The 21,983-nt window shown below is 70.9% G+C and carries 15 protein-coding genes; 8 read left to right on the top strand and 7 right to left on the bottom strand.

What is annotated here, in order from left to right; all coding sequences use genetic code 11:
• Window positions 1-6 precede the first annotated feature (6 nt).
• Window positions 7-1,269 (bottom strand): amidohydrolase, encoded by a 1,263-nt coding sequence (locus HC028_RS03020; RefSeq protein WP_168072493.1) that lies wholly within the window; start codon window positions 1,267-1,269, stop codon window positions 7-9.
• 783 nt (window positions 1,270-2,052) lie between these two features.
• Between HC028_RS03020 and HC028_RS03025 the strand changes: the two genes are divergently transcribed.
• The gene (locus tag HC028_RS03025; protein WP_168072495.1) at window positions 2,053-2,952 is read left to right on the top strand and encodes a hypothetical protein; all 900 of its coding nucleotides are present in this window, start codon (window positions 2,053-2,055) and stop codon (window positions 2,950-2,952) included.
• 150 nt (window positions 2,953-3,102) lie between these two features.
• Here the strand turns inward: HC028_RS03025 and HC028_RS03030 are convergent, their stop codons facing one another.
• Window positions 3,103-4,707 carry an acyl-CoA mutase large subunit family protein gene (locus HC028_RS03030; protein WP_168072497.1) on the bottom strand — a complete coding sequence of 535 codons (1,605 nt, stop codon included), beginning with the start codon at window positions 4,705-4,707 and terminating at the stop codon, window positions 3,103-3,105.
• Window positions 4,708-5,088: 381 nt separating this feature from the next.
• Between HC028_RS03030 and HC028_RS03035 the strand changes: the two genes are divergently transcribed.
• Together HC028_RS03035 and HC028_RS03040 are read left to right on the top strand one after the other, a co-directional pair.
• The gene (locus tag HC028_RS03035) at window positions 5,089-7,011 is read left to right on the top strand and encodes a serine/threonine-protein kinase (protein ID WP_168072500.1); all 1,923 of its coding nucleotides are present in this window, start codon (window positions 5,089-5,091) and stop codon (window positions 7,009-7,011) included.
• A gap of 15 nt (window positions 7,012-7,026) precedes the next feature.
• Complete coding sequence (locus HC028_RS03040) at window positions 7,027-8,715, top strand: phospho-sugar mutase (protein WP_239075282.1); 1,689 nt, start codon at window positions 7,027-7,029, stop codon at window positions 8,713-8,715.
• A gap of 20 nt (window positions 8,716-8,735) precedes the next feature.
• Here HC028_RS03040 and upp read toward each other — a convergent pair whose 3' ends face one another.
• On the bottom strand, window positions 8,736-9,368 hold the full coding sequence (upp, locus tag HC028_RS03045; RefSeq protein ID WP_168072502.1) for a uracil phosphoribosyltransferase: 633 nt from the start codon (window positions 9,366-9,368) through the stop codon (window positions 8,736-8,738).
• Window positions 9,369-9,453: 85 nt separating this feature from the next.
• On the opposite strand from upp, the gene deoC reads away from it, so the two are divergent.
• The 5 genes from deoC (at window position 9,454) to HC028_RS03070 (ending at window position 16,642) form a co-directional block, all read left to right on the top strand.
• Window positions 9,454-10,401: a deoxyribose-phosphate aldolase gene (deoC, locus tag HC028_RS03050; protein ID WP_168072503.1), complete on the top strand. Its 948-nt coding sequence runs from the start codon at window positions 9,454-9,456 to the stop codon at window positions 10,399-10,401.
• A gap of 4 nt (window positions 10,402-10,405) precedes the next feature.
• Window positions 10,406-11,830: an aldehyde dehydrogenase family protein gene (locus HC028_RS03055; RefSeq protein ID WP_168072505.1), complete on the top strand. Its 1,425-nt coding sequence runs from the start codon at window positions 10,406-10,408 to the stop codon at window positions 11,828-11,830.
• The gene (locus tag HC028_RS03060; RefSeq protein ID WP_203981155.1) at window positions 11,823-12,722 is read left to right on the top strand and encodes an aldehyde dehydrogenase family protein; all 900 of its coding nucleotides are present in this window, start codon (window positions 11,823-11,825) and stop codon (window positions 12,720-12,722) included. Before HC028_RS03055 ends, HC028_RS03060 begins: the two co-directional genes overlap by 8 nt.
• A 226-nt stretch (window positions 12,723-12,948) precedes the next feature.
• On the top strand, window positions 12,949-13,842 hold the full coding sequence (locus HC028_RS03065; RefSeq protein ID WP_239075283.1) for a DNA primase: 894 nt from the start codon (window positions 12,949-12,951) through the stop codon (window positions 13,840-13,842).
• Between the two features lie 241 nt (window positions 13,843-14,083).
• Entirely contained in the window at window positions 14,084-16,642 is a 2,559-nt protein-coding gene (locus tag HC028_RS03070) for a transposase (RefSeq protein WP_239075284.1), read from the top strand.
• 105 nt (window positions 16,643-16,747) lie between these two features.
• Here HC028_RS03070 and HC028_RS03075 read toward each other — a convergent pair whose 3' ends face one another.
• The 4 genes from HC028_RS03075 to HC028_RS03090 all read right to left on the bottom strand — a co-directional run bounded on the left by HC028_RS03075 (window position 16,748) and on the right by HC028_RS03090 (window position 21,807).
• Window positions 16,748-17,338: a GTP-binding protein gene (locus HC028_RS03075; RefSeq protein WP_168072509.1), complete on the bottom strand. Its 591-nt coding sequence runs from the start codon at window positions 17,336-17,338 to the stop codon at window positions 16,748-16,750.
• 1 nt (window position 17,339) lies between these two features.
• A complete protein-coding gene (locus HC028_RS03080) occupies window positions 17,340-17,714 on the bottom strand; it encodes a DUF742 domain-containing protein (RefSeq protein ID WP_168072511.1) in 375 nt (124 codons plus the stop codon).
• Window positions 17,715-17,782: 68 nt separating this feature from the next.
• The gene (locus HC028_RS03085) at window positions 17,783-18,187 is read right to left on the bottom strand and encodes a roadblock/LC7 domain-containing protein (RefSeq protein WP_168072513.1); all 405 of its coding nucleotides are present in this window, start codon (window positions 18,185-18,187) and stop codon (window positions 17,783-17,785) included.
• A complete protein-coding gene (locus tag HC028_RS03090) occupies window positions 18,184-21,807 on the bottom strand; it encodes a sensor histidine kinase (protein WP_373313819.1) in 3,624 nt (1,207 codons plus the stop codon). Before HC028_RS03090 ends, HC028_RS03085 begins: the two co-directional genes overlap by 4 nt.
• Window positions 21,808-21,983 lie beyond the last annotated feature (176 nt).

Here is a 21,983-nt window from a genome sequence, read left to right on the forward strand (position 1 = left end):
ACACGCCTAGAAAGCGCCGGCGGACAGGGCGGCCAGCGCGGTGTGCACCATGACCCGTACCCCGTAGCCGATGGCCCGCTCGTCAACGTCGAACGCCGACTGGTGGATGTCGAACTTCACGTCCGAGCCCGGAATGCCACAGCCGAGACGGATCATCGCCCCGGGCACCTGCTCCAGGTAGAACGCGAAGTCCTCGCCGCCCATGCTGATCTCGGCCTCGACCACCCGATCCGGCCCTAACGCGGCGCCGGCCGCCCCGGCGATGATCGCCGTGGCGAGCCGGTCGTTGACCACCGGCGGCACGCCCCGGGTGTACTTGACCTCCACCTCGGCGCCGGTACCGGCGACGACGTCGTGGATGAGCTTCGTGATCAGTTCCGGCACCTCGCGCCAGGCATCCCGATTGAGCACCCGCACGGTGGCCCGAGCGTACCCCTCGATCGGGATCGCGTTGGCGGCCTCCCCGGCCCGGATGGACCCGAAGACCATCGAGACACCGGCGCGCGGGTCGACCCGCCGGTCGAGCAGCGACGGCACGTCGACCACGACGCGCCCCAGCGCGTGTACGAGGTCCGCGGTCAGGTGCGGCCTCGCGGTGTGGCCGCCGCGCCCGGTGAGCTTCACCTCCACCTTGTCGGCGGCGGCGGTGAACGGGCCGGAGCGCACGCCGACCAGGCCCACCGGCAACTGCGGATAGCAGTGCAGCGCGAAGATGGCGGCCACATCGTTGAGGCCGCCCGCGGCGATCACCTCGGGCGCACCGGACGGCATGTGCTCCTCAGCCGGCTGGAACAGCAGCCGCACCCGGCCAGGCAGCTCGTCGCGCTTGGCGAGCTGGGCCAGGGCCAGACCGACTCCCAGCAGTACCGTCGTGTGCACGTCATGGCCGCAGGCGTGGCAGACGTTCTCGACGGTCGACCGGTAGGGCACGTCCTTGGTGTCCGGCAACGGCAGCGCGTCGAGGTCCGCCCGCAGCGCGATCACCCGGTCGCCCGTGCCGACATCGCAGATCACACCGTTGCCCTTGGGTAACAGCCGCGGCGAGAGGCCGGCAGCGGCGAGTTCACGCGCGACCAGAGCGGCGGTCTCAAACTCCTGACCGGAGAGCTCCGGGTGGGCGTGAATGTGGCGTCGTACGGCTACGAGCTCCGCCCCTCGCGAAGCGAGCCAACGGTCGAGCTGGCCTGGCAGCGGATCGGCCCCGGCCGGCGTTTCGGGCCAGGAGGACGTCAGCGGGCTGCCCGGTGGCAGCGACAACGCACTCGTCACAGTGAGTTCTCGATCTCGTTCGTATTGATCAGCGCGCCCCGCGCGCGCCGCGGACAGCCTAGCCCCGTTATTGTGACGGAGCGCAACATCATTCTCGTAGCGACCGCGTAGCGCTACGTCACGAAAGCCCTGGTAGGGGCGATTTGGGGACGCCGGACTCGCCGCAAATTCGCTATCGGCCACTGACACGTGCGCCACTCCTCCTACAACGCGTGACGGCCGAAGCGGTCACGTATGGATTCATGATCGACAATTATCGCTAGGTCCGACGACGCATTTATCCAGCCGGACCAGCTACAGGTCAACAGAGTGTGACGGCGGCGGGCAGGGGCTGGCACGGCTTTTGGCGTCCAGCCACGCGAGTAGTCCGTCACCGCCTTCACCCGCCTGCCCATGTCGGCAACATTGCGGGTGTCAGGAGTAAGCCTCACTCTCGTTGCCCTGGTATACGGAAGCAAACATCGGACGGTGCGCCCTTTCGTGCCGTTCTCCGGAATCCGCCACGTCAGACACGTAGTACAAGGTTAATTATCCGCTTTGTCATTCCAGACGTTTACTGCAACTTCCGTCACTTTGTCGCCGGCCCGATCGAGCGCCCCCACGAGCCGTCAACAAGGCGTCACCTTGCGCACCCGAGTGCCCAGCACTGTCCACAGGGCACGGTCGCGTTGCCACCGGCGCGGTCGGGTGGCCTACCCGGCGCGGTCGGCGTCATCCACAGGGCACGGCGGCGTCATCCACAGGGTCAGCGACGACTGTGCCCCGGTCGCCATGCTCGACCGCGTGCCTCGACCCCCTCGACGGCCGGCACCGCTCGCCGGCACGCTCTTTCTCGGCCGCGACGCCGTGGCCAGCGGCCTACTTACCCCCGCCGACCTGCGCAGCAAGGCCTGGCAACAGGTGCTCCGGGGTATCTACGCCGACGCCACGATCACCCCGACACACGGGCTCCGATGCCTGGCGGTGACACGGTTCATTCTGCCGCCGGGTGGCGCGATCGCGGGCCGGTCCGCGGCGTACCTGTACGGAGTTCCGCTGGTCGGCGCCGACGAACCGGTCGACGTCCTCGTCCCCTACGGCGTTGACGTGCGTCCTGCCGGCGTACGGGCGCACCACACGCCGGTCGACTCCAGCGACCTGCGCATCCTCCGCGACATCCCGGTGACCACGCCAACACGTACCTGCTTTGACCTCGCTCAGTGGGCTGCTGGCTTGGTCGAAGCTGTCGTCATGATCGACGCGCTCGCCTCGCGTCGCGTCGTTTCGGTGCCGGAGTTGGAGACCTATGCCCGGGAACGGGCTGGACAGCGCGGCTGGCGTCGACTGCTCGACGCGGCGCTACTGGCGGACGCTGGGGCGGCGTCCCCGCCGGAGTCGCGGCTGCGGGTCCGGCTTGTTCGCGCCGGCCTGCCCCGGCCACAGACTCAGGTCGTGATCACGCGGGGTGGTCGGTTCGTAGCCCGCTCGGATCTCGGTTGGCCCGAGTATCAGGTGGCGGTCGAGTACGACGGCGTCTGGCACGCCGAGTCGTCGACCCAGATCCACGCTGACCGGCGCCGCTTGAACGACATCGTCGCGACCGGCTGGGTCGTCCTGCACGTGACCGCGAAGCGCTTACGTGACGATTTCGACGGATTCGTGCGAGAGCTGAGAGCGGTGCTGCGCGCCCGGGGCGCACTGTGACCCGTCAAGATCCGCATCCGCACCGGTCAAGACCCACACAGTTTGGGCCAAACTGCGGCCTCCCGGCACCGATATAGCAGCAGTTTGGCCCAAACTGTTGAGATCTTGAGGGGCGGCGCGGCGTGCGGGGCGTGGTCCGGAGCGAGTCCGTCAGAAGCGGTCGCTCGGCTGGTACAGGCCCCACACCTCGCGCAGGGCGTTGCACACCTCGCCGACCGTGGCCTTCGCCCGCAGCGCCTCCTTCATCGGGTACAGAACGTTGTCCGTACCCTCGGCGGCCGCCCGCAGTTCGGCCAGCGCACGCTCGACGGCGGCGTTGTCTCGGTCACTCCGCAGCGAGGCCAGGCGCGCGGCCTGCGCGGCCTCGATCGTGGGGTCGACCCGCAGCGGCTCGTACGGCTCCTCGGAGTCGAGGGTGAACCGGTTGACGCCGACGACGACCCGGGAGCCGCTGTCGATCTCCTGGGACACGCGGTACGCCGACGTCTCGATCTCGCGCTTCTGGAACCCGGCCTCGATCGCCTCGACGGCCGACCCGAAGTCCTCGACCCGCGCCATGAGCGCGACCGCGGCCTCCTCGATCTCCGCGGTCATCGCCTCGACCACATACGAGCCGGCGAAGGGGTCGACGGTCGCGGTGAGGTCCGACTCGTACGCGATGACCTGCTGGGTACGCAGCGCGAGCCGGGCGGCCTTCTCCGTGGGCAGCGCGATCGCCTCGTCGTACGAGTTGGTGTGCAGCGACTGGGTGCCGCCCATGACCGCGCCGAGCGCCTGCACCGCGACCCGGATCAGGTTGACCTCGGGCTGCTGGGCGGTGAGCTGGACGCCCGCGGTCTGGGTGTGGAAGCGCAGCATCCACGACTTCGGGTTCTGGGCGCCGAACTCCTCGCGCATGATCCGCGCCCAGATGCGCCGGGCCGCGCGGAACTTCGCGACCTCCTCCAGCAGGGTCGTGCGCGCCACGAAGAAGAACGACAGGCGCGGCGCGAAGTCGTCGACGTTCAGCCCCGCCTCGATCGCCGCTCGCACGTACGCGACGCCATCGGCCAGGGTAAATGCGATCTCCTGGACGGGCGTGGCGCCGGCCTCGGCCATGTGGTAGCCCGAAATGGAGATCGTGTTCCACTTAGGAATCTCCTTGCGGCAGTACGCGAACGTGTCCGACACCAGCCGCAGCGACGGCTTGGGCGGGAAGATGTACGTGCCGCGGGCGATGTACTCCTTGAGGATGTCGTTCTGGATCGTGCCGTTCAGCGCGGATCCCGGCACGCCCTGCTCCTCGGCGACCAGTTGGTAGAGCAGCAGCAGCACCGACGCGGGTGCGTTGATCGTCATCGACGTCGAGACCTTGTCCAGCGGAATCTCGTTGAAGAGCACCCGCATGTCCTCGATCGAGTCGATGGCGACGCCGACCTTGCCGACCTCGCCGTGCGCGATGGACGCGTCGGAGTCGTACCCCATCTGAGTGGGCAGGTCGAACGCGACCGACAGGCCCGTCGTGCCGTGCGAGAGCAGCTGCCGGTAGCGGGCGTTGGACTCGGTGGCGGTGCCGAACCCGGCGTACTGGCGCATGGTCCACGGGCGGGACGTGTACATCGTCGGGTACACCCCGCGGGTGTACGGGTAATCGCCGGGTTCGCCCAGCCGTTCGGCCAGGTCGGCCGGAAGATCGGCGTCGCGGTAAACCGGCTTGACGGGGAAGCCGGACTCGCTGTGGCGGGCGCCATCGGACGAAGGGTTACCCTGGGTCATACCCGCTGATGTTAAGCGCCCGTTAAGGCGTTGACCGGCCCGCCCCGGTGAGGGATAGCGCACAAAATCCGGTGCGGGGGCCACCCGGATCCGGCCGTCGCCCCCCGTGGGTGGAGATTATGGTTGCGAATTTGAATCCGGCTTCCCCTGCCGGCGGGGTAACCGGCAAGATATGGGAGTTGGCCGGAAGATCTCGTTTTTCGCCAGCCACCCTCGCACGGTCCCGATCTGACACGAACCCGGAACTACGGTTAGAAGCCAGTGACGACTCAGCTCCCGACGTGGCACGGCGAACCCGTGCCGCCATCCGGCTCCACGGCGACCAGCAGCGCACGGCGCAGTCAAGACTCGGGTGACGACACGACGGCAATGGAATCTCCGATGGACCGACCGTCCGACGACTACGCCCAGGACCGCACCGAGGCGCAGCCGCAGGTCACGACCGACCGCCGCGCCGGCGATCCGCCGGGAAGCACCAGAGGCGCGCCGGGCACGGTGATCGGCACGCGGTACACGTTGCGCACGGCGATCGGGCACGGCGGCATGGGTACGGTCTGGCGCGCGACCGACACGCTGCTGCGCCGCGACGTCGCGGTCAAGGAGGTCCTGCTCCCGCAGGGCATGGCGGCCAGCGACCGGGACGCGATGTATCAGCGGACCCTGCGCGAGGCGCGCGCCGCGGCCGCCCTGTCCCACCCCGCCGTGGTGCAGGTCTACGACGTGGTGACCGACGGCGGCCGGCCGTGGATCGTGATGGAGCTGCTGCAGGCGCGCAGCCTCGCGGAGATCATCGTCGAGGACGGCCCGCTCGCGCCGCGGGCTGTTGCGAAGATCGGTATCGCGCTGCTCGGCGCCCTGGAGATGGCGCACGCGGCGGGCGTACTGCACCGCGACGTCAAGCCGGCGAACGTCCTCATCTGCAACGACGGCCGGTGCGTGCTCACCGACTTCGGCGTGGCACGGATGCCGTCGGACAGCGAGCTCACAACGCCGGGGATGGTCCTGGGCTCCCCGCACTTCATCTCGCCGGAGCGGGCGATCGGCGCGCCGTTCGGACCGCCCAGCGACCTGTTCTCGCTCGGCGTGACGCTCTACACGGCCGTCGAGGGCCGCCCGCCGTTCGACAAGCCGGACCCGATCGAGACGATGCGCGCGGTCGTCGAGGAGCAGCCGGCGTCGACCGTACGCGCCGGCGTCCTGGCCGGCGTGCTGCACGGACTGCTGGAGAAGGACCCGGCCCGCCGCTGGGACGTGCCGACCGCCCGAGAAACCCTGCGCGAGCTGCTGTTCGGCGCGCTGACCAGCAACGCACCGTCGCACCACCAGACGGACCCGTACGCGGTCGTGCGGCCGGTGCCGTACACGCCGCCGACCCCACCGGCGAACCCCGGCGGACAGATCGGCGGCAAGGCGATGCTGGCCCCCGGGGAGAGCGTCAGCGGCGCGATCCGCCGCCGGCAGACGACGGTCTCCCGTACGCCGGCGCAGCGCTCCCCCGCCGAGCCGGCCGCCAGCGATTCCCGTACCGCGGCGCTGCCCGCGACCGGCGAGTTCCCCGCGGCGGCCGGCAACGTGTACGGGGCGCCCGCCGGCACGCCGGATCGGACCCGCCTGGACACGTCGGCCCGGCGTGGTGCCGCGCTGCTCGCCAGCACCACAGCCGGAGTCCGTGAGGCCTCGGGTAGGGCGGTCACCGCGCTCCGCGGCCTGTCGCCGAAGGGGCGCCTGGCCGTGACCGCCGGCGCGGTCGTCGGCGTCCTGCTGCTCGGCATCGTTGTCGGCACGACGATGGCCGGCGGTGGGGACACGGGCAAACCGGTCGCCAAGCCGACGGTGGACACCAACAAGCCCCTGATTCCGGTACAGGAGTACCGCGATCCCAAGGGTGTCGTGGTCAACGTGCCGCAGGGCTGGCGGCAGTCGCCCCCGAAAACCGGCGGCTACATGGACTTCGTCGACCCGGCCAACACCGAGCGGTGGGTGCGCATCAACGTCGAGAAGACCAGCCAGCCGACCGGTCGTGCGGTGCTGGAGGCGGCGGCCCGCCGCTTCCAGGCCCCCAGCGGTGGCTGCCCCGGATACCAGCAGGTGCAGTTCGGCGACACCAAGCTGGCCGGGGTCGACGGCGCCGCGTTCGAGTACACCTGCGCCCCGCCCGGCAAGCCGCTGCGGCACGGGCGGTGGACCGCGATCGTGGTCAACGGGCTGACGTACCAGGTGACGCTGTCCGTGCCGGAGGCCGATTTCGGCACGAGCAAATCGATCAACGACGAGATGACCCGGTCATTCCGGCTCGTTGCCTGAGCTAAGATCCGCCGGGTGACGACCGCCGACGATCTGGCTGCCGCGGCGCGGAGCTGGCTCGACGACGACCCCGACGAGTCCGACCGGACCGAATTGCGGGCCGTCCTCGACGCCCTGCCGGCCAGCGCGGCCGACCTGGCCGACCGGTTCGCCGGCCCGCTGCGCTTCGGCACCGCCGGGCTGCGCGGCCCGCTTCGCGCCGGCCCCAACGGGATGAACGTGGCCGTCGTCCGCACTGCGGCTGCGGGCCTCGTGCGCTGGCTGGACGCGCGCGGCGTGGCCGGGCCGGTGGTCATCGGGTACGACGCCCGGCATCGCTCGCACGCGTTCGCGCAGCTGACGGCCCGGGTCGTGACCGGAGCGGGACGGCGGGCGCTGCTGCTGCCCCGGCCGCTGCCGACGCCGGTACTGGCGCACGCCGTACGCGCGCTCGACGCGGCAGCCGGGGTCATGGTCACCGCCAGCCACAATCCGCCCCAGGACAACGGGTACAAGGTGTATCTGGGCGCGGCGGCCGGCGGGCCGGGCGGCGCCGGGGCTCAGCTCGTGCCACCGGCCGACGCCGAGATCGAGGCGATCATCCGGGAAACCGGCCCGGCGAACCGGATCCCGCTCGGCGAGCCGGGCGAGATGCTGGGCGAGGAGATTGTCCAGTCCTACTTGGACGGTGCGGCGGCCGTGGTCGCGCCAGGTGCTCCGCGTGACATCGTCGTCGCGTACACCCCGATGCACGGGGTCGGCGCCCGGGTGTTCACCGAGGCGATGGCGGCTGCCGGATCCCCGCCGCCGCTGATCGTCGCGGCGCAGGCCGAGCCGGACCCCGAGTTCCCGACGGTGGCGTTCCCCAATCCGGAGGAGCCGGGCGCGATGGATCGCGTCATCGCACTGGCCCGCGAGCGCGGGGCAGACCTCGCGATCGCCAACGACCCGGACGCCGACCGGTGCGCGGTGGCGGTCGCCGACGCGGGCGCTCCGGGCGGCTGGCGGGCGCTGCGCGGCGATGAGATCGGGGTGCTGCTCGCGGACCACCTGATGCGCCGCGGTGCCCGCGGCCGGTACGCGACCACGGTCGTCTCGTCGTCGCTGCTGGAAAAGCTGTGCGCCGCCCGCGACGTGCCGTACGGCGAGACCCTGACCGGGTTCAAGTGGATCGTGCGGGCCGGGGCGCCCGGCGTTCCGGGCCGCTCAAGCGGCCCCGACGCGCCCCTGGTGTACGGCTACGAGGAGGCGCTCGGCTACTGCGTCGCGCCTGAGCACGTACGCGACAAGGACGGCATCAGCGCCGCGCTGCTGGTCTGCGAACTGGCCGCCGGCCTGAAGGCCGAGGGGCGCAGCGTGCTCGACCGCCTCGACGAACTGGCGGCCGAGTTCGGGGTGCACGCCACCGACCAGGTGTCGGTGCGGGTGGCCGACACGAGCGAGATCACCGCAATGATGCGCGCGATTCGGACGCGGCCGCCCACGTCGCTGCTGGGCGAGCCGGTGACGAGCGTGGACGACCTGCTTCCGGAGACCGACGCGCTGGTGCTGCGCACCCGTTCCGCCCGCGTCGTGGTGCGCCCCTCCGGTACGGAGCCGAAGCTCAAGGCGTACCTGGAAGTGGTGGCGCCGGCCACGGACGGCGACGTGCCGACGGCGCGCGAGCGCTCGGCGTCCGCGCTGGTGGCACTGCGCGCCGAGACCCGCGCGGCGCTCGGCCGGTAGCCCTCAAGATCCGCGCAACCTCAGAAGCGGGGCATGCCGCCGAACTGGCGGTCGCCCGCGTCGCCGAGGCCCGGCACGATGAACTTGCTCTCGTTGAGCCCCTCGTCGATCGAGGCGGTGACCACGCGCAGCGGCAGGCCGGAGCGCTCCAGTCGGGCGAGGCCCTCCGGGGTGGCGAGCGCGCACAGCACGATGATCTCGGTGCAGCCGCGGTCGGCGAGCAGCCGGCAGCCGTGTTCGAGCGAGCCGCCGGTGGCGAGCATCGGGTCGAGGACGAACACCGGCTGGCCGGTCAGGTCGGCGGGCAGCGACTCCATGTACGCCCGGGGCTCGAACGTGTGCTCGTCGCGGGCCAGGCCGACGAAGCCCATCGAGGACTCGGGCAGCAGCGACAGGGCCGCGTCGGCCATGCCGAGGCCGGCACGCAGGACGGGTACGAGCAGGGGCGGGTTGGCCAGTCGGGTCCCCTCGGTGGTCGTCACCGGGGTCTGCACGGGGTACGTCTCCACCGGATACGTTCGGGTCGCCTCGTACACCAGCATGGTGGTCAGCTCATGCAGGGCGGCACGGAAGAGACCGGGCTCGGTGCGAGCGTCGCGCATCGCCGTCAGGCGCGACTTGGCCAGTGGGTGATCAACTACGAGTACGTCCACGGGCAGCAAACCTAGCGCGCCCGGGTTTCGACGCGTGCGCGGCTATCCAAGATCGATTGTCGGGGGCGTGCGTACACTGTCCGGCATGACGGCAACGGTGGCGTCAAACCTGTCCGAGGTGGCCCGCTCGGACGCCGCGCTGCGCGCCTTCCTGCACGGCCTGCCGGGCGTCGATCAGGTCGGCGCGGATCAGCGGGCGGCGATGCTCGGCACCCGGTCGATCAAGACGACCGCCAAGGCCTGGGCGCTCGATCTGGCGATCCGGATGGTCGACCTGACCACCCTCGAAGGCGCCGACACCCCGGGCAAGGTCCGCGCACTGTGCGCCAAGGCGCTGCGGCCGGACCCGGCGGACCCGTCCTGCCCCTCGGTGGCCGCCGTGTGCGTCTACCCGGCGATGGTGCCGGCGGCGGCGCCGCTGCTCGCGGGTCGCGCCCATCTCGCCAGCGTCGCGACCGCCTTCCCCGCCGGCCAGGTGCCGCTGTCGGTCAAGCTCGCCGACGTGGAGTCGGCGGTGCGCGACGGCGCCGACGAGATCGACATGGTGATCAACCGGGGCGCGTTCCTGTCCGGCCGCTACCTGGAGGTCTTCGAGGAGATCCGCGCGGTCAAACAGGCCTGCGGCGACGCCCACCTCAAGGTCATCCTGGAAACCGGTGAGCTGGCGACCTACGACAACGTCCGCCGCGCGTCCTGGCTCGCCATGATCGCCGGCGCCGACTTCATCAAGACCTCCACCGGGAAGGTGGCGCCCGCGGCCACCCCACCGGTCACCCTCGTGATGCTGGAGGCGGTGCGCGACTTCCGGGCGGCGACCGGGCGCCAGGTCGGCGTCAAGCCCGCCGGCGGTATCCGCACCGCAAAAGACGCCATCAAGTACCTGGTGCTGGTCAACGAGACCGCCGGCGCGGACTGGCTGCATCCGGACTGGTTCCGATTCGGCGCGTCGAGCCTGCTCAACGACCTGCTGATGCAGCGCACCAGGATGTCGACCGGCCGGTACTCCGGCCCCAACTACGTCACGTTGGACTGAGGCCATGGCTTTCGAGTACGCGCCGGCACCGGAGTCCCGTTCCGTGGTGGACATCCGCGCCTCCTACGGGCTGTTCATCGGCGGCGAGTTCGTCGACGGCTCCGGCGGCCGGATCAAGACGGTCAACCCGGCGACCGAGGAGGTGCTCGCCGAGGTCGCCGAGGCCGGCTCGGACGACGTCGACCGGGCGGTAGCCGCCGCGCGCACGGCGTTCGACCAGGTATGGGGGCCCATGCCGGGCCGGGAGCGGGCCAAGTACCTCTACCGCATCGCCCGGATCGTGCAGGAGCGGGCGCGCGAACTGGCCGTTCTGGAGACCATCGACAACGGCAAGCCGATCCGGGAGTCCCGCGACGTCGACGTGCCGCTGGTCGCCGCGCACTTCTTCTACTACGCGGGCTGGGCCGACAAGCTGCGTTACGCCGGGTTCGGGGAACGCCCCCTGGGCGTCGCCGCCCAGGTCATCCCCTGGAACTTCCCGCTGCTCATGCTCGCCTGGAAGATCGCCCCGGCGCTGGCCTGTGGCAACACCGTCGTACTGAAGCCGGCCGAGACCACGCCGCTGACCGCCCTGGCGTTCGCCGAGATCTGCCAGCAGGCCGAGCTTCCGCCCGGCGTGGTCAACATCGTGACCGGCGCCGGCGAGACCGGCCGGCTGCTGGTCGAGCACCCGGCCGTGGACAAGGTCGCGTTCACCGGCTCGACCGAGGTCGGCAAGCAGATCGCACGCTCGGTCGCCGGCTCACGCAAGCGGGTCACCCTGGAACTCGGCGGCAAGGCCGCCAACATCGTGTTCGACGACGCACCCATCGACCAGGCCGTCGAGGGCATCGTCAACGGCATCTTCTTCAACCAGGGGCACGTCTGCTGCGCCGGCTCCCGGCTGCTCGTCCAGGAGTCGATCGCCGGCGACCTGCTGGACGCCCTGAAGCGTCGGATGGCCCTGCTGCGCGTCGGTGACCCGCTGGACAAGAACACCGACGTCGGCGCCATCAACTCAGCCGTCCAGCTCGAACGGATCCGGCGGCTGTCGGAGATCGGCGACGCCGAGGGCGCCGAGCGCTGGACGGCACCCTGCGAGCTTCCCGACCGCGGGTTCTGGTTCGCCCCGACCGTGTTCACCGGCGTCTCCCAGGCGCACCGGATCGCCCGCGAGGAGATCTTCGGGCCGGTGCTGTCGGTGCTGACGTTCCGCACCCCGGCCGAAGCTGTCGAAAAGGCTAACAACACGCCGTACGGGCTGTCGGCCGGGATCTGGAGCGAGAAGGGCTCCCGCATCCTCGCCGTCGCCGACAAGCTGCGGGCCGGGGTGGTGTGGGCCAACACGTTCAACAAGTTCGACCCGGCGTCGCCGTTCGGCGGATACAAGGAGTCCGGGTACGGCCGGGAAGGCGGCCGCCACGGTCTGGAGGCCTATCTTGATCGCTGAGGAGCCGCCTGCGGAGACGGCCGAGCATGCTGCCCGGCTGGCGATTCGTAAAACGTACAAGCTGTTCATCGGCGGGGCGTTCCCGCGCAGCGAGTCCGGGCGCTCGTACCCGGTGCGCTCGGCATCCGGAGACTTCATGGCCAACGCGGCGCTCGCCTCCCGCAAGGACGCCCGGGACGCCGTCCGCGCGGCGCGCTCGGCGTTCGCCAAGTGGTCCGGCGCCACTGCGTACAACCGGGGCCAGATCCTGTATCGGATCGCCGAAATGCTGGAGGGGCGCCGCGCTCAGTTCATCGACGAGGTGGCCGCAGCCTCGGGAGACGGCGTGTCGGCGGCGTCCGAGGTGGACGCCGCGATCGACCGGTGGGTCTGGTACGCCGGCTGGTCAGACAAGATCGCCCAGGTGCACGGTGCCGCCAACCCCGTCGCCGGCCCCTACTTCAACCTGTCCACGCCCGAGCCGACCGGCGTCGTGGCGATCGTCGCACCCGCCGAATCGTCGCTGCTGGGGCTGGTGAGCGTCGTCGCGCCCGCGATCGTGCCGGGCAACACCGTGGTCGTGGTGGCCAGCGAGGAGCGGCCCCTGCCGGCGGTCACGCTCACCGAGGTGCTCGCCACCTCCGACCTGCCAGGCGGCGTCGTCAACCTGTTGACCGGGCGGGTCGCCGAGATCGCGCCGTGGCTGGCGAGCCACATGGACGTCGATGCGCTCGACCTCGCCGGAGTGCGCGACGCAGGGCTTGCCACCGACCTCGAAATCGCGGCCGCCGAAAACCTCAAGCGGGTACTCCGACCTGTGCCGGCATCGTCCGATTGGGCAGCCGATCCCGACGTTCAGCGCATGCTCACCTTCATGGAGATGAAGACGGCCTGGCACCCTAAGGGGATCTAGACACAGGTTCAAGTCGCCCATTGGGGGTAACCGCACAAGGAGTGCGGTACGACTAGGGTGTCTGTGCGCAAGACTGGCCGTCGCGACGGTCGCGTCGGTCCGCGCATCGATCAGCGATACGGAGGTCGCCGTGGCCCGCCAGCCGTCGGGAACAGGAAGCGCCGAAGAGTCGTCAGCGGCACCCCCGCGAGCCCTGGACGCCGACGCTTTCGAAGAGGACGACCCGATGGATGACGAAGCCGACGACATCAACCCGACGGCCGCCGGCCGGTCCGCCGAGACTGATGCACTGTGGACGGACGTCCGGGTGCAGCCGGTTGAGATCGCACTGCCATCCGGGGTGGGTTACACGCTTCGGGCGTACCGGTTGTCGACCGAGGTGCGCGCGCCCGAGATCAGCGGCCGGGAGGAAGACTTCCCCGAGCCGTCGACCGCTCGCGTGGCCGCCGACGAGGACGAGGCGGAACTGGGCGGGATCGACGAAGCCGAGTTGACCGCCCAGGCGCTGGCCGCAGGAGACCAGGAGGGCCGGCACCGCACCGGCGACGAGGAAGGCGCCGAGCGCGCCGAGGCGGACGTCGAAGCGGCCCCCGAGGAGGAGGCCACCGAGACCGAGGAGGCGGCCGCGCCGGAGGAGGTGCCCGTCTTCCTGGCCGAGGACGGAAAGCTCCTGCTGTTCCGCAGCCCGGAGGGGCTCGTCGAGTACGTCCGGCACGCCACCGAGCACGAGCTCGCCCAGCTTGACACCTGGGCGGAGGTCCGCGAGCGCATCGAACCGGAGGACATCGTCCCGCTCGAGGAGGACCGCTACGAGCTGGACCTGGTGGTGGAGAACCTGCGCGGCGGCCACGACGTGTGGGACCCAGCACTGATCGTCCAGGCCGGTGAGGTCGCCCGGGACGTCGCGTACGCGCTGCGGATACAGGCCGTCATGACCGCGCTCGCGCCAGGGTCACCGCTCGACGATCTGGACGAAGGCCTACGGACGGTCGAAGCGGGTGGCTTCGGGGCCTTCTTCGCACGTCGCCGACTTCGCAAAATTGACCCCCAAACTACGGCGGCGCTGAGCTGGCGCACGGTCATCGGCAAGATCTCTGGCGCTGTGGACTGGCGCGATTGACCCCTGACCAGGGAGCATCATCCCGATGAGCACAGGAGGTGTCTCATACAAGCTAGGCCGGCCGGCCGAGTGGGTATGACACACCACAGCGACAAGGTCGAGTCGTACCACCGACCACGCAGGTGAATAGTGAAAGCTGTAGGGGTTGACCTCTGCGGCTGGCACCGGGCGGGACCAGGGACAGGGGCCGGCCAGGTGTGTTCCAGGCTCATGACGACTGTCCCGAGAGGAGGACGACGCGGTGGCGCTCGTACGGGTGTACTGCGGTCTGGCGTCGGCAGACCTGAACTCCACGCCACCGGGCTCCGAGACCTGGCTCACCGTCGCCGTTGTCGACGACGCCGGCCGCCTCCTCGACATCTGCGACATCAGCGACGACGCCCCCGGCTTCGCGGAACTGGGTTCCCTTCTCGCCGAGCGCTCGAACGGGCTGGAGTCCGTCGCCATCGCCGCCGCCAGCGACGAGCACATCGTCACCCGGCTCCTCACGGCGGCCGGCCGCTACCTCGCATTCACCGACGAGGACTCGGCCGAGGACTACGCCGAGCGCTTCGGTAACCCCGATTCCGCCGACGAGGTCCAGTCCAGCCCGGCCGAGCGGCGGGCCATCGGACTCGCGCGGGCCCTGCAGGCGGGTGTGCTGTCCGCCGTCGCCCAGCCGACCCCGCGGGACCTGATCGCGATCAAGCCGGTCCTCTCCGCGCACGCCGCGGTCACCAACGGCCGGCAGGGCGCCGCCGCGACCCTGCGCGAAGTGCTCCGGGAGCTGTACCCGGCCGCGCTGCGCGCGTTCCCCGACCCCGCCGAGGCGATCCCGCTCGCCATCCTCGACGCCCTGCCCGAGCCCGGTCCGCTCGGCACCAACTCCCACGGGCGCGGCCGCGACACTCAGGCCATTGCCGAACTGGCCGAGGCGGGCGTGGCCGACTCGAACACCCTCACCGAAGCCGTCAGCGCGCTGCGCCTGGCCATCGCGGAGACGCCCCGCCGCACCGGGATGAACCGCTCGATCACCAGCGCTGTCGCCGAGACCGTACGCCAGTCGGTCGCCGCCGTCCGCGCTTGCGACGCGGGCGCGGCTGCCCTGGTGTCGGTGCTCGCCGCCCGCATGCCGGCCAGCACCGGGGCGACGCCGGCCCAGCAGCCGTCCCGTTCCCGTAGCCGCGCTGCCGGCACGTCCGCTGCCGGCACGTCCGCTGCCGGCACGTCCGCCTCGCAGCCGGCGAACGCCAAGGCACAGACCGCGCCGGCCCCGGCAGCCCAGATCGCGGCGGCCACCACGGCCCCAGCGCCGTCGGCGCCCGCCGCCGCTGGCCCCGCTATCCCCGCTGCCACATCGGCGACGCCGGCGGCCACCGGCGCCCACCGCGCTGCCACCTCCGAGATGCCTACCGTCGAGCCCGCACCGCGTACGCGCGCCGCACGGCGAGCCGCCGAGAAGCAGGCCGAGGAGCAGTCGGCCGCACAGACCCCAACGCCCGTACAGACCCCGCCGGTCGCCCCGGTCCCGGTCCACGTGCCGACGCCGCCGGTGCCGCTACAGACGCCTCCCGCACCGATTCCGGTGCCGCCGCCGACGGCGGTGCCCACCCCGGTCCACCCGGCGGCCCAGGCGCAGCCGGAGGCTCCGGCCGCCCGGCCGAAGCAGACGCCATCCGTACCGCCGCCGGGCCTGACGCCGACCTACCCGACGGGGCCGCTGCGGCCACTCGCACCCGAGCCGCTCTCCACCACGGCTTCCAAGCCCTCGACGCCGGAGTTCACGCTGGCGCCCGGGAAGGTCCCGTCCTCGCCGCTACCGGCCGAACCGGCGGCCAGCGCGTCGACGCGGGCCCCCGGATACACCGGCGACGTCGGTACGCGGCCGGCCGTCGACGTACCCCCGCCGGGATCCCGTACCAACTGGCCCTTGGCGGGCGAAGAGGCGCGGGAGTCCGACGACGCCGTGCGGACGGGCATGCCCCGCGTCGACTTCTCCCGCAACCTCGACCTCCCCTCCGGCGAGAACCAGATCGCAGACCTGGGCGAGCGTGAGCATCGGATCGTGCCGCCCTGGCAGTCGAACGACCTACCGGCCGAGCCGCCCGCGCTGCGGCTGGTCGAGCCGGCGCCGCTGGCGGATCCGGCGCTGTCGAGCGAGCCGCTGCGGTACCCCGACGAGGTCAGCGCTCCCCACGTCGAGCCGGCTGCGCTCCGCATGGAGCCGCCCGCGCTCCGCCTCGTGGAGCGCAACGGCGGTCTCAGCAGCGCCCTCAACGCCGCTGCCGACGACCGGCTCGCCAGCAGCACCAACGGCGACGACCTGCCGAGGCGCCGGGTCGAGTTCCGGGAGCCGAGCGCCGAGCAGGCGGAGCCGCCGGCAAAGGATCCGGTCGACGGCGACCTGTTGATCTTCGCTGAGGCCCGGTCGGCCTGGTTCACCGACCACTTCGGCGAGGACGACACCAACCTCGAATTCGGCAACGCGTCCGATGAAGGGTGGCGCGCCGCCAAGCACGCGGCTGAGCCGGCCGTCGGCGCGGAGACCGAGTCGGGTCTGCCCCGCCGGGTGCCGCAGCAGAACCTCGTGCCGGGCTCCCCGATCGGGGCGCCCGAGCGTCCGCTGCGCGTCGTCCGCGACCCCGCGCAGATCGCGGCCCACACGTCCGGATATTTCCGCGGGTGGCGGCGTGGTCAGGAGGTCGGCGGCTACCGGGTCGGTGGGCGGCCGGGACGCGAGTCGTCCGGCGGCTGGGACTTCAGCCGTGACCAGGACGGCGACGACGAGCGCGGCTACGAGTACCGGTCGGCCCGCCGCTGAAACGACGACGTGACCACCCTCCACGCTGGGCGGTGGTCACGTTACTGATCCGGCCCCGGACGCTTCGAGCGTCCGGGGCCGGATCAGTTGTACGAAAGGGAAGCCTCAGGCCGGCGTGGGCGTACGGGTGCGTCGCATCGTGAGCACGTACTCGACCAGAGAGATCAACACCTGCTTGGTCGACTCGCGGGTGCGGGCGTCACAGGAGACCACCGGTACCTCCGACGAGATCGCCAGCGCCTCACGTACATCGTCGACGTTGTGGTACTGCACTCCGTCGAAGCAGTTGACGGCGATCAGGTACGGCAGCCGACGGTGCTCGAAGAAGTCGATCGCGGCGAAGCAGTCGGCGAGACGGCGGGTGTCGACCAGGACAACCGCGCCGATGGCACCTCGCACCAGCTCGTCCCACATGAACCAAAACCGCGTCTGGCCGGGCGTGCCGAACAGGTAGAGAATCAGGTCCCGGTCGATCGTGATCCGGCCGAAGTCCATGGCGACCGTGGTCGTCAGCTTGCCGGGCACCTGCCGGGTGTCATCGACGCCCACACCCGCAGATGTCATGATCGCCTCGGTGGTTAGTGGCGTGATCTCCGAGACCGAGCCCACCAGCGTGGTCTTGCCGACACCGAAACCACCGGCGATGACAATCTTCGCTGACGTGACCCGCCCGGACGACGAGCGGTGCGGCGTCATGTCAGAGCCTCCGAAGTCCACTCAGCACCCTTTCCAGCAGTTCTGTGCCCACCCCGTCGTTGTCGTCGAACGAGGTCGGCTCGTACACGGCGACCAGTCCCTCCGCCGCCATGTCCGCAATGAGAACCCGTGCCACGCCGAGCGGCAGTTGCATCCGCGCGGCGATCTCCGCGAGCGACTGCAGCCGGCCATCGCACAACGTGGCAATGTACTGCTGCTCCTGCCCTTGCGCGTGACCCCGCCCACCGGCGGTACGTCCCCGCACGGTGGTCTCGATCAGCGCCTCGATCGCAATCTCCAGCCTCGGCCGGGTGCGGCCACGGGTGACGGCGTAAGGCCTCACCAGTGCCCCGCTCGGTTCATCACGCTGGGCCATATTCGCCGTTCACCTCCTCACTCCTCGGGCCGGGAATTACACGTGCGGCTGGTCGCTCCAGCGGCCTTTCAGCTTAGAAGCGAAGCGGCCGGCCGCGGCGCGGGTGTCAGTGCGTCACCGACCCGGTCGACCAGCAGCGCCATCTCGTACCCCACCTGGCCGACGTCGCATGCCCGGGCGGCGAGCACCGCGAACGACGAGCCGTCGGAGATCGACATGAGGAAGAGGAACCCGTTGTCCATCTCCACGACGGTCTGCAGCACCGCACCGCCCTCGAAGCAACGGGCGGCCCCCTGGGTCAGGCTGACCAGGCCGGACGCGATCGCGGCGAGCTGGTCGGCCCGGTCCCGCGGAAGGTCACGCGATGAGGCCAGGAGCAGTCCGTCGGCGGAGACCGCGATCGCGTGTGCGACACCGGGTACGCGATCGGCGAAGTTGGTCAACAGCCAACCGAGATCCTGCGTTGTCGTCATGCTTCTTGCTCCTTGCCACCTTGCGAACTTTGTGGTCCGGCCGTGGTGTGCTCCGGGGTTTTCGCATCGCCGGATTTGCTACTCCGGCCGCGCTGAACGCCACGGTGGTACGCCGACAGCAAGCCACGCACAGCTTCCGGCGTGCGCTTGTGCGCGCTGACAGTACCCTTCTCGACCCCACCTGGGACAAGTTGGGACATGGGTACGCGCTTGGGCAGACCCGTAGCGGTGGTGGTGAAGTCCTGCTGCTCCGCAATCGCCGAGGCGGCCTTCCAGCCTTCGTCCGCCGCAGTGCGCCACGCTGGCGACTCCGCTGCCGCCTGGCGCTCCGCCGGCTCCGGCTGGGGTTCGGTCGACGCTACTGCTGGTGCAACGGACTCCTCGGGGACCTCCGTCGCCGCTGCGGGACGGCTCGTCGAGGCCTCGACCGGTGCCTCGGCGGGCTCGGGTGCAGCGGATGGAGTCGCCTCGGACTCGTACGCCGGCTTCTCCTCCGCCGGCGCTCCGTTCGTCGGTGCTCCGTTCGTCGGCACCGTCGGCTCCGACGTGGCACCGGGCTTGTGGAACCAGGCCGACTCCAGCTCCCGGAAGATCGGCAGCTCCATCGTCTCGTCAGCGAACCGCTGGGCGGCGGTGCGCCGGTCGTGCCCGGCCCCGTCCGCCGGCTGCTCAACGTTCTGCTCCCAGTCGACGCGCACCCGCGGCATCTCCGCCGTCATGTCGAGGGCGGCGGAGAACGCCGTCGGCACCTGGGGTGGCTCCGCTCCGGTGACGATCTCGGACTCGGCCTGCTTGGGCACTGGCGGCCAAGCGGGCGGCGTGGCGGGAGCGGCACTGACCGGCCGGCTGCTCCCCGCGTCGACGGGGCGCAGGGCGGTGGGCGCCGATGGCCCGACGGCCGCCTCCGGCAGTGCCGGGACACCGTCCTCGGCCTGCGCCCCGGCCTGTACCGGCCGTTGGCGCGGGATCCCGGTATCGCCACCGGCCGGGCCCTCCGACAGGGGGGGCTCGACGGTCGGGCGCCGATGCGGTAGCGGAACACGGTCCTGCGGCAGCGGAGTTTGCTCGTGCGACAGCGGAGCCTGCTCCTGCGGCCAGGCCGGCGGCTGGGTGACCCCAGCCTCCCCCGCTCCGCCGATGAGATCGGACCACACCGGGGGCTGTCCACGGCCCGGCATCGCGATCGGACCGACATCACCGCCGGTCGAGGGTGCGCCACTCGTCGAGGGCGCACTGCTGGTCGGCGACGCACCGCTGTCCGCGGGCGCACCGCTGGTCGGCCAGGATCCGCCGAACAGGCCGGGTGCCCCCTGGCCACTGTCGGTGAAGGGGCGGGAGTTGACCTGACCGTCCGGGCCGGCGAACGGACCGCTGGCGGAGCCGTTGAGGGCCGGACCGGGTGTGGCGGCACTCTGGTCGGCACCGATCCAGGGGCTCGCGCCGACGACCGGGAAAGCACCAGTCGTGCTGACGGGGTCGCCCGACGGGACGGTGGGCGCGACAGCGGACGACGCGCTTTCGAGCGCCAGCGGCTGTCCGTACGGCGACCGCTCCTGGCCGCCGCTCGCGCTGTCGGCACCTGCCAGCTCTCGCGAACCCGCGACCGGCACGCCACCGCGACCGGCGAGGGCCCGCGGCACCAGCACACTGGCCGGCAGCGTCAGGTCGGCGATGGTGCCGCGCTCGCGCGCCGGCCGCAGCTCGACCTTGACACCGTGCCGGGCGGCCAGTCGCGCGACCACGACGAGGCCCATCATCCGGGAGACGGCGACATCCACCATGGGTGGGTTGGCGAGGCGCTCGTTGAGCTCCCTCAGCTGATCCGGCGAGATGCCGATACCGCGGTCTTCAATGATGAGAACAGCCCGGTCGCCGACCCGCCGCGCCTCCACGACCACCGGCGAGTCCGGCGGGGAGAAGGCGGTGGCGTTGTCGAGAAGCTCGGCGATCAGGTGGACCATGTCGTTGACCGAGTGCGCCGCCATCTCGACATCCCGGTCGATCATGCCGAACTCGATCCGGGTGTAGTGCTCCACCTCCGACTGGGCGGCGCGCAGCACGTCCATCAGCGGCGCGGGTTCGCGCTGGATACGGGTCGAGTCGGCGCCGGCGAGCACCAGGAGGTTCTCGTCGTTACGGCGCATCCGGGTCGCCAGGTGGTCGAGCTGGAACAGCTCGGCGAGCCGGTCCGGGTCCTCCTCGCCGCGCTCCAGCCGGTCGAGGTGGCCGATGAGTCGGTCGACCAGGATCTGGCTTCGACGCGCCAGGTTGACGAACATCGTCGCGACGCTGGCCCGCAGCGCCGCCTGCTCGGCCGCGGTGCGGACCGCCTCCAGGTGGACCGCGTTGAACGCCTCGGCCACCTGCCCGAACTCGTCGTTGCTGCGAACCGGCAACGGCTCGGCGATCTGGGCCGCGAGCTGTTGCGGCGAGGCCTGGGTGGCCAGCTGCGGGTCCCGCAGCCGGGCGACCGCTTGCGGCAGGCCGTACTGCGCGACGGTGAGCGCGCCGTGGCGCAGTTCACGGAGCGAGCGGGCCATCGAGCGGGCGACGATCCAGGCGAAGAGGATCGACAGCATCAACAGCCCGAGCAGCAGGCCGACCTGGAGAACCATCCGCTGCTGCAACCGGTCTCGCAGGTCCGCAGCGTGGCCGACGACGTGCTCGTCGAGTGCGACTTCGACCCTACGAACCAGACTGGCCTGACCGACCATCGCCCGGTCCCACTGGGTCGGGGTGAAGATGTCGGCCGGGAACTCGTCGGTGCTGAGACCGGAGATGATGCTCTGGTAGGTCTCCGCCTCCCGGCGGTCACCGCCGGTCACGGTCTTGTCGTACAGCGTCCGCTGCTCCGGCGTGGCGAACGACTGGAACTGCCGCAGCGCCTGCTCCTGGCCCTTGAGGGTGCCGATGAACGTCACCTTCATCTGGACCGGCATCGAGCGCTGCAGCAGCGCCTGCAGCACGACCACGCGCTCCTGGGCCAGGTGCTCTTTACTCTGGGACAGGGCTGCCGAGGCGCGCATGTCGCCGCCCAGCTCCTGGTCGCCGGCGAGCTGAGCCGCCGAGCCACGAATGGCCACCAGGTCACCGATGAGCGTCTGGTACCGGAAAATGGCGTTGCTCAGCGTCGTCGGCTCAGCGACGTTCTGCTGGCCGCTGCTCTTTATCTGCTCGCGCTGCTTGGTCAGATCCGACAGCTGGGTGTCGATGCGGTTGAGCTGGCCGCGGAAGTCGGCGGGGAGATTGGCGAGCGCGGAGCGGCGCTGCCGGTACCGCTTGTACGCCTCGGTGGTGACGGCCGTCTGGCGCTCGAACGCGGCACGGGAGTCATTGCTCGGGGCACCGAGCAACAGGGTGGACGCGGCCCGCTCGTTCTGCAGCTCGTGCACCAGCGCGCCGCTCTCGGCCGTGAACCCGGACAGCAGGCGTGCCTGGTCGGCATCGTTGGCCCGGTGGTAGTTGTCGATCAGACCCAACATGCCGACCACGACGGTGGCGATGGTGGGAACGACCATGATGAGCCCGAGCTTGGACCAGATTGGCGCATTTCGCAGCCAACCCATCGGCAGGCGCAGACGCGAGAACTTCTCGGTCCCCGCCGTTGGCCGTTTGCTCACCTCACCGCCCTCCGAACCGGCGCCTGACGAACAGCAGGCACCCGCGACCGGCCGACCCAAGTTCGAGCCAGACCTCCGAGATTCCACCACGTCTGATGGCAAGAAGAAAGCCCAGCGGACCCTCCCCTAGCCGCGCTAGTAAACCCCACGATGGCCGTAGGCAGCGAAATCACCCC

This window comes from Planosporangium flavigriseum (assembly GCF_011947225.1).
GTDB lineage: Bacteria > Actinomycetota > Actinomycetes > Mycobacteriales > Micromonosporaceae > Planosporangium > Planosporangium flavigriseum.

Bases quoted from the DNA above. Each gene is read 5' to 3' on its own strand.
- HC028_RS03030 (WP_168072497.1), bottom strand. From the start codon at position 4,707: ATGACCCAGGGTAACCCTTCGTCCGATGGCGCCCGCCACAGCGAGTCC.
- HC028_RS03035 (WP_168072500.1), top strand. From the start codon at position 5,089: ATGGACCGACCGTCCGACGACTACGCCCAGGACCGCACCGAGGCGCAG.
- deoC (WP_168072503.1), top strand. From the start codon at position 9,454: ATGACGGCAACGGTGGCGTCAAACCTGTCCGAGGTGGCCCGCTCGGAC.
- HC028_RS03055 (WP_168072505.1), top strand. From the start codon at position 10,406: ATGGCTTTCGAGTACGCGCCGGCACCGGAGTCCCGTTCCGTGGTGGAC.
- HC028_RS03065 (WP_239075283.1), top strand. From the start codon at position 12,949: ATGGATGACGAAGCCGACGACATCAACCCGACGGCCGCCGGCCGGTCC.
- HC028_RS03075 (WP_168072509.1), bottom strand. From the start codon at position 17,338: ATGACGCCGCACCGCTCGTCGTCCGGGCGGGTCACGTCAGCGAAGATT.
- HC028_RS03080 (WP_168072511.1), bottom strand. From the start codon at position 17,714: ATGGCCCAGCGTGATGAACCGAGCGGGGCACTGGTGAGGCCTTACGCC.
- HC028_RS03085 (WP_168072513.1), bottom strand. From the start codon at position 18,187: ATGACGACAACGCAGGATCTCGGTTGGCTGTTGACCAACTTCGCCGAT.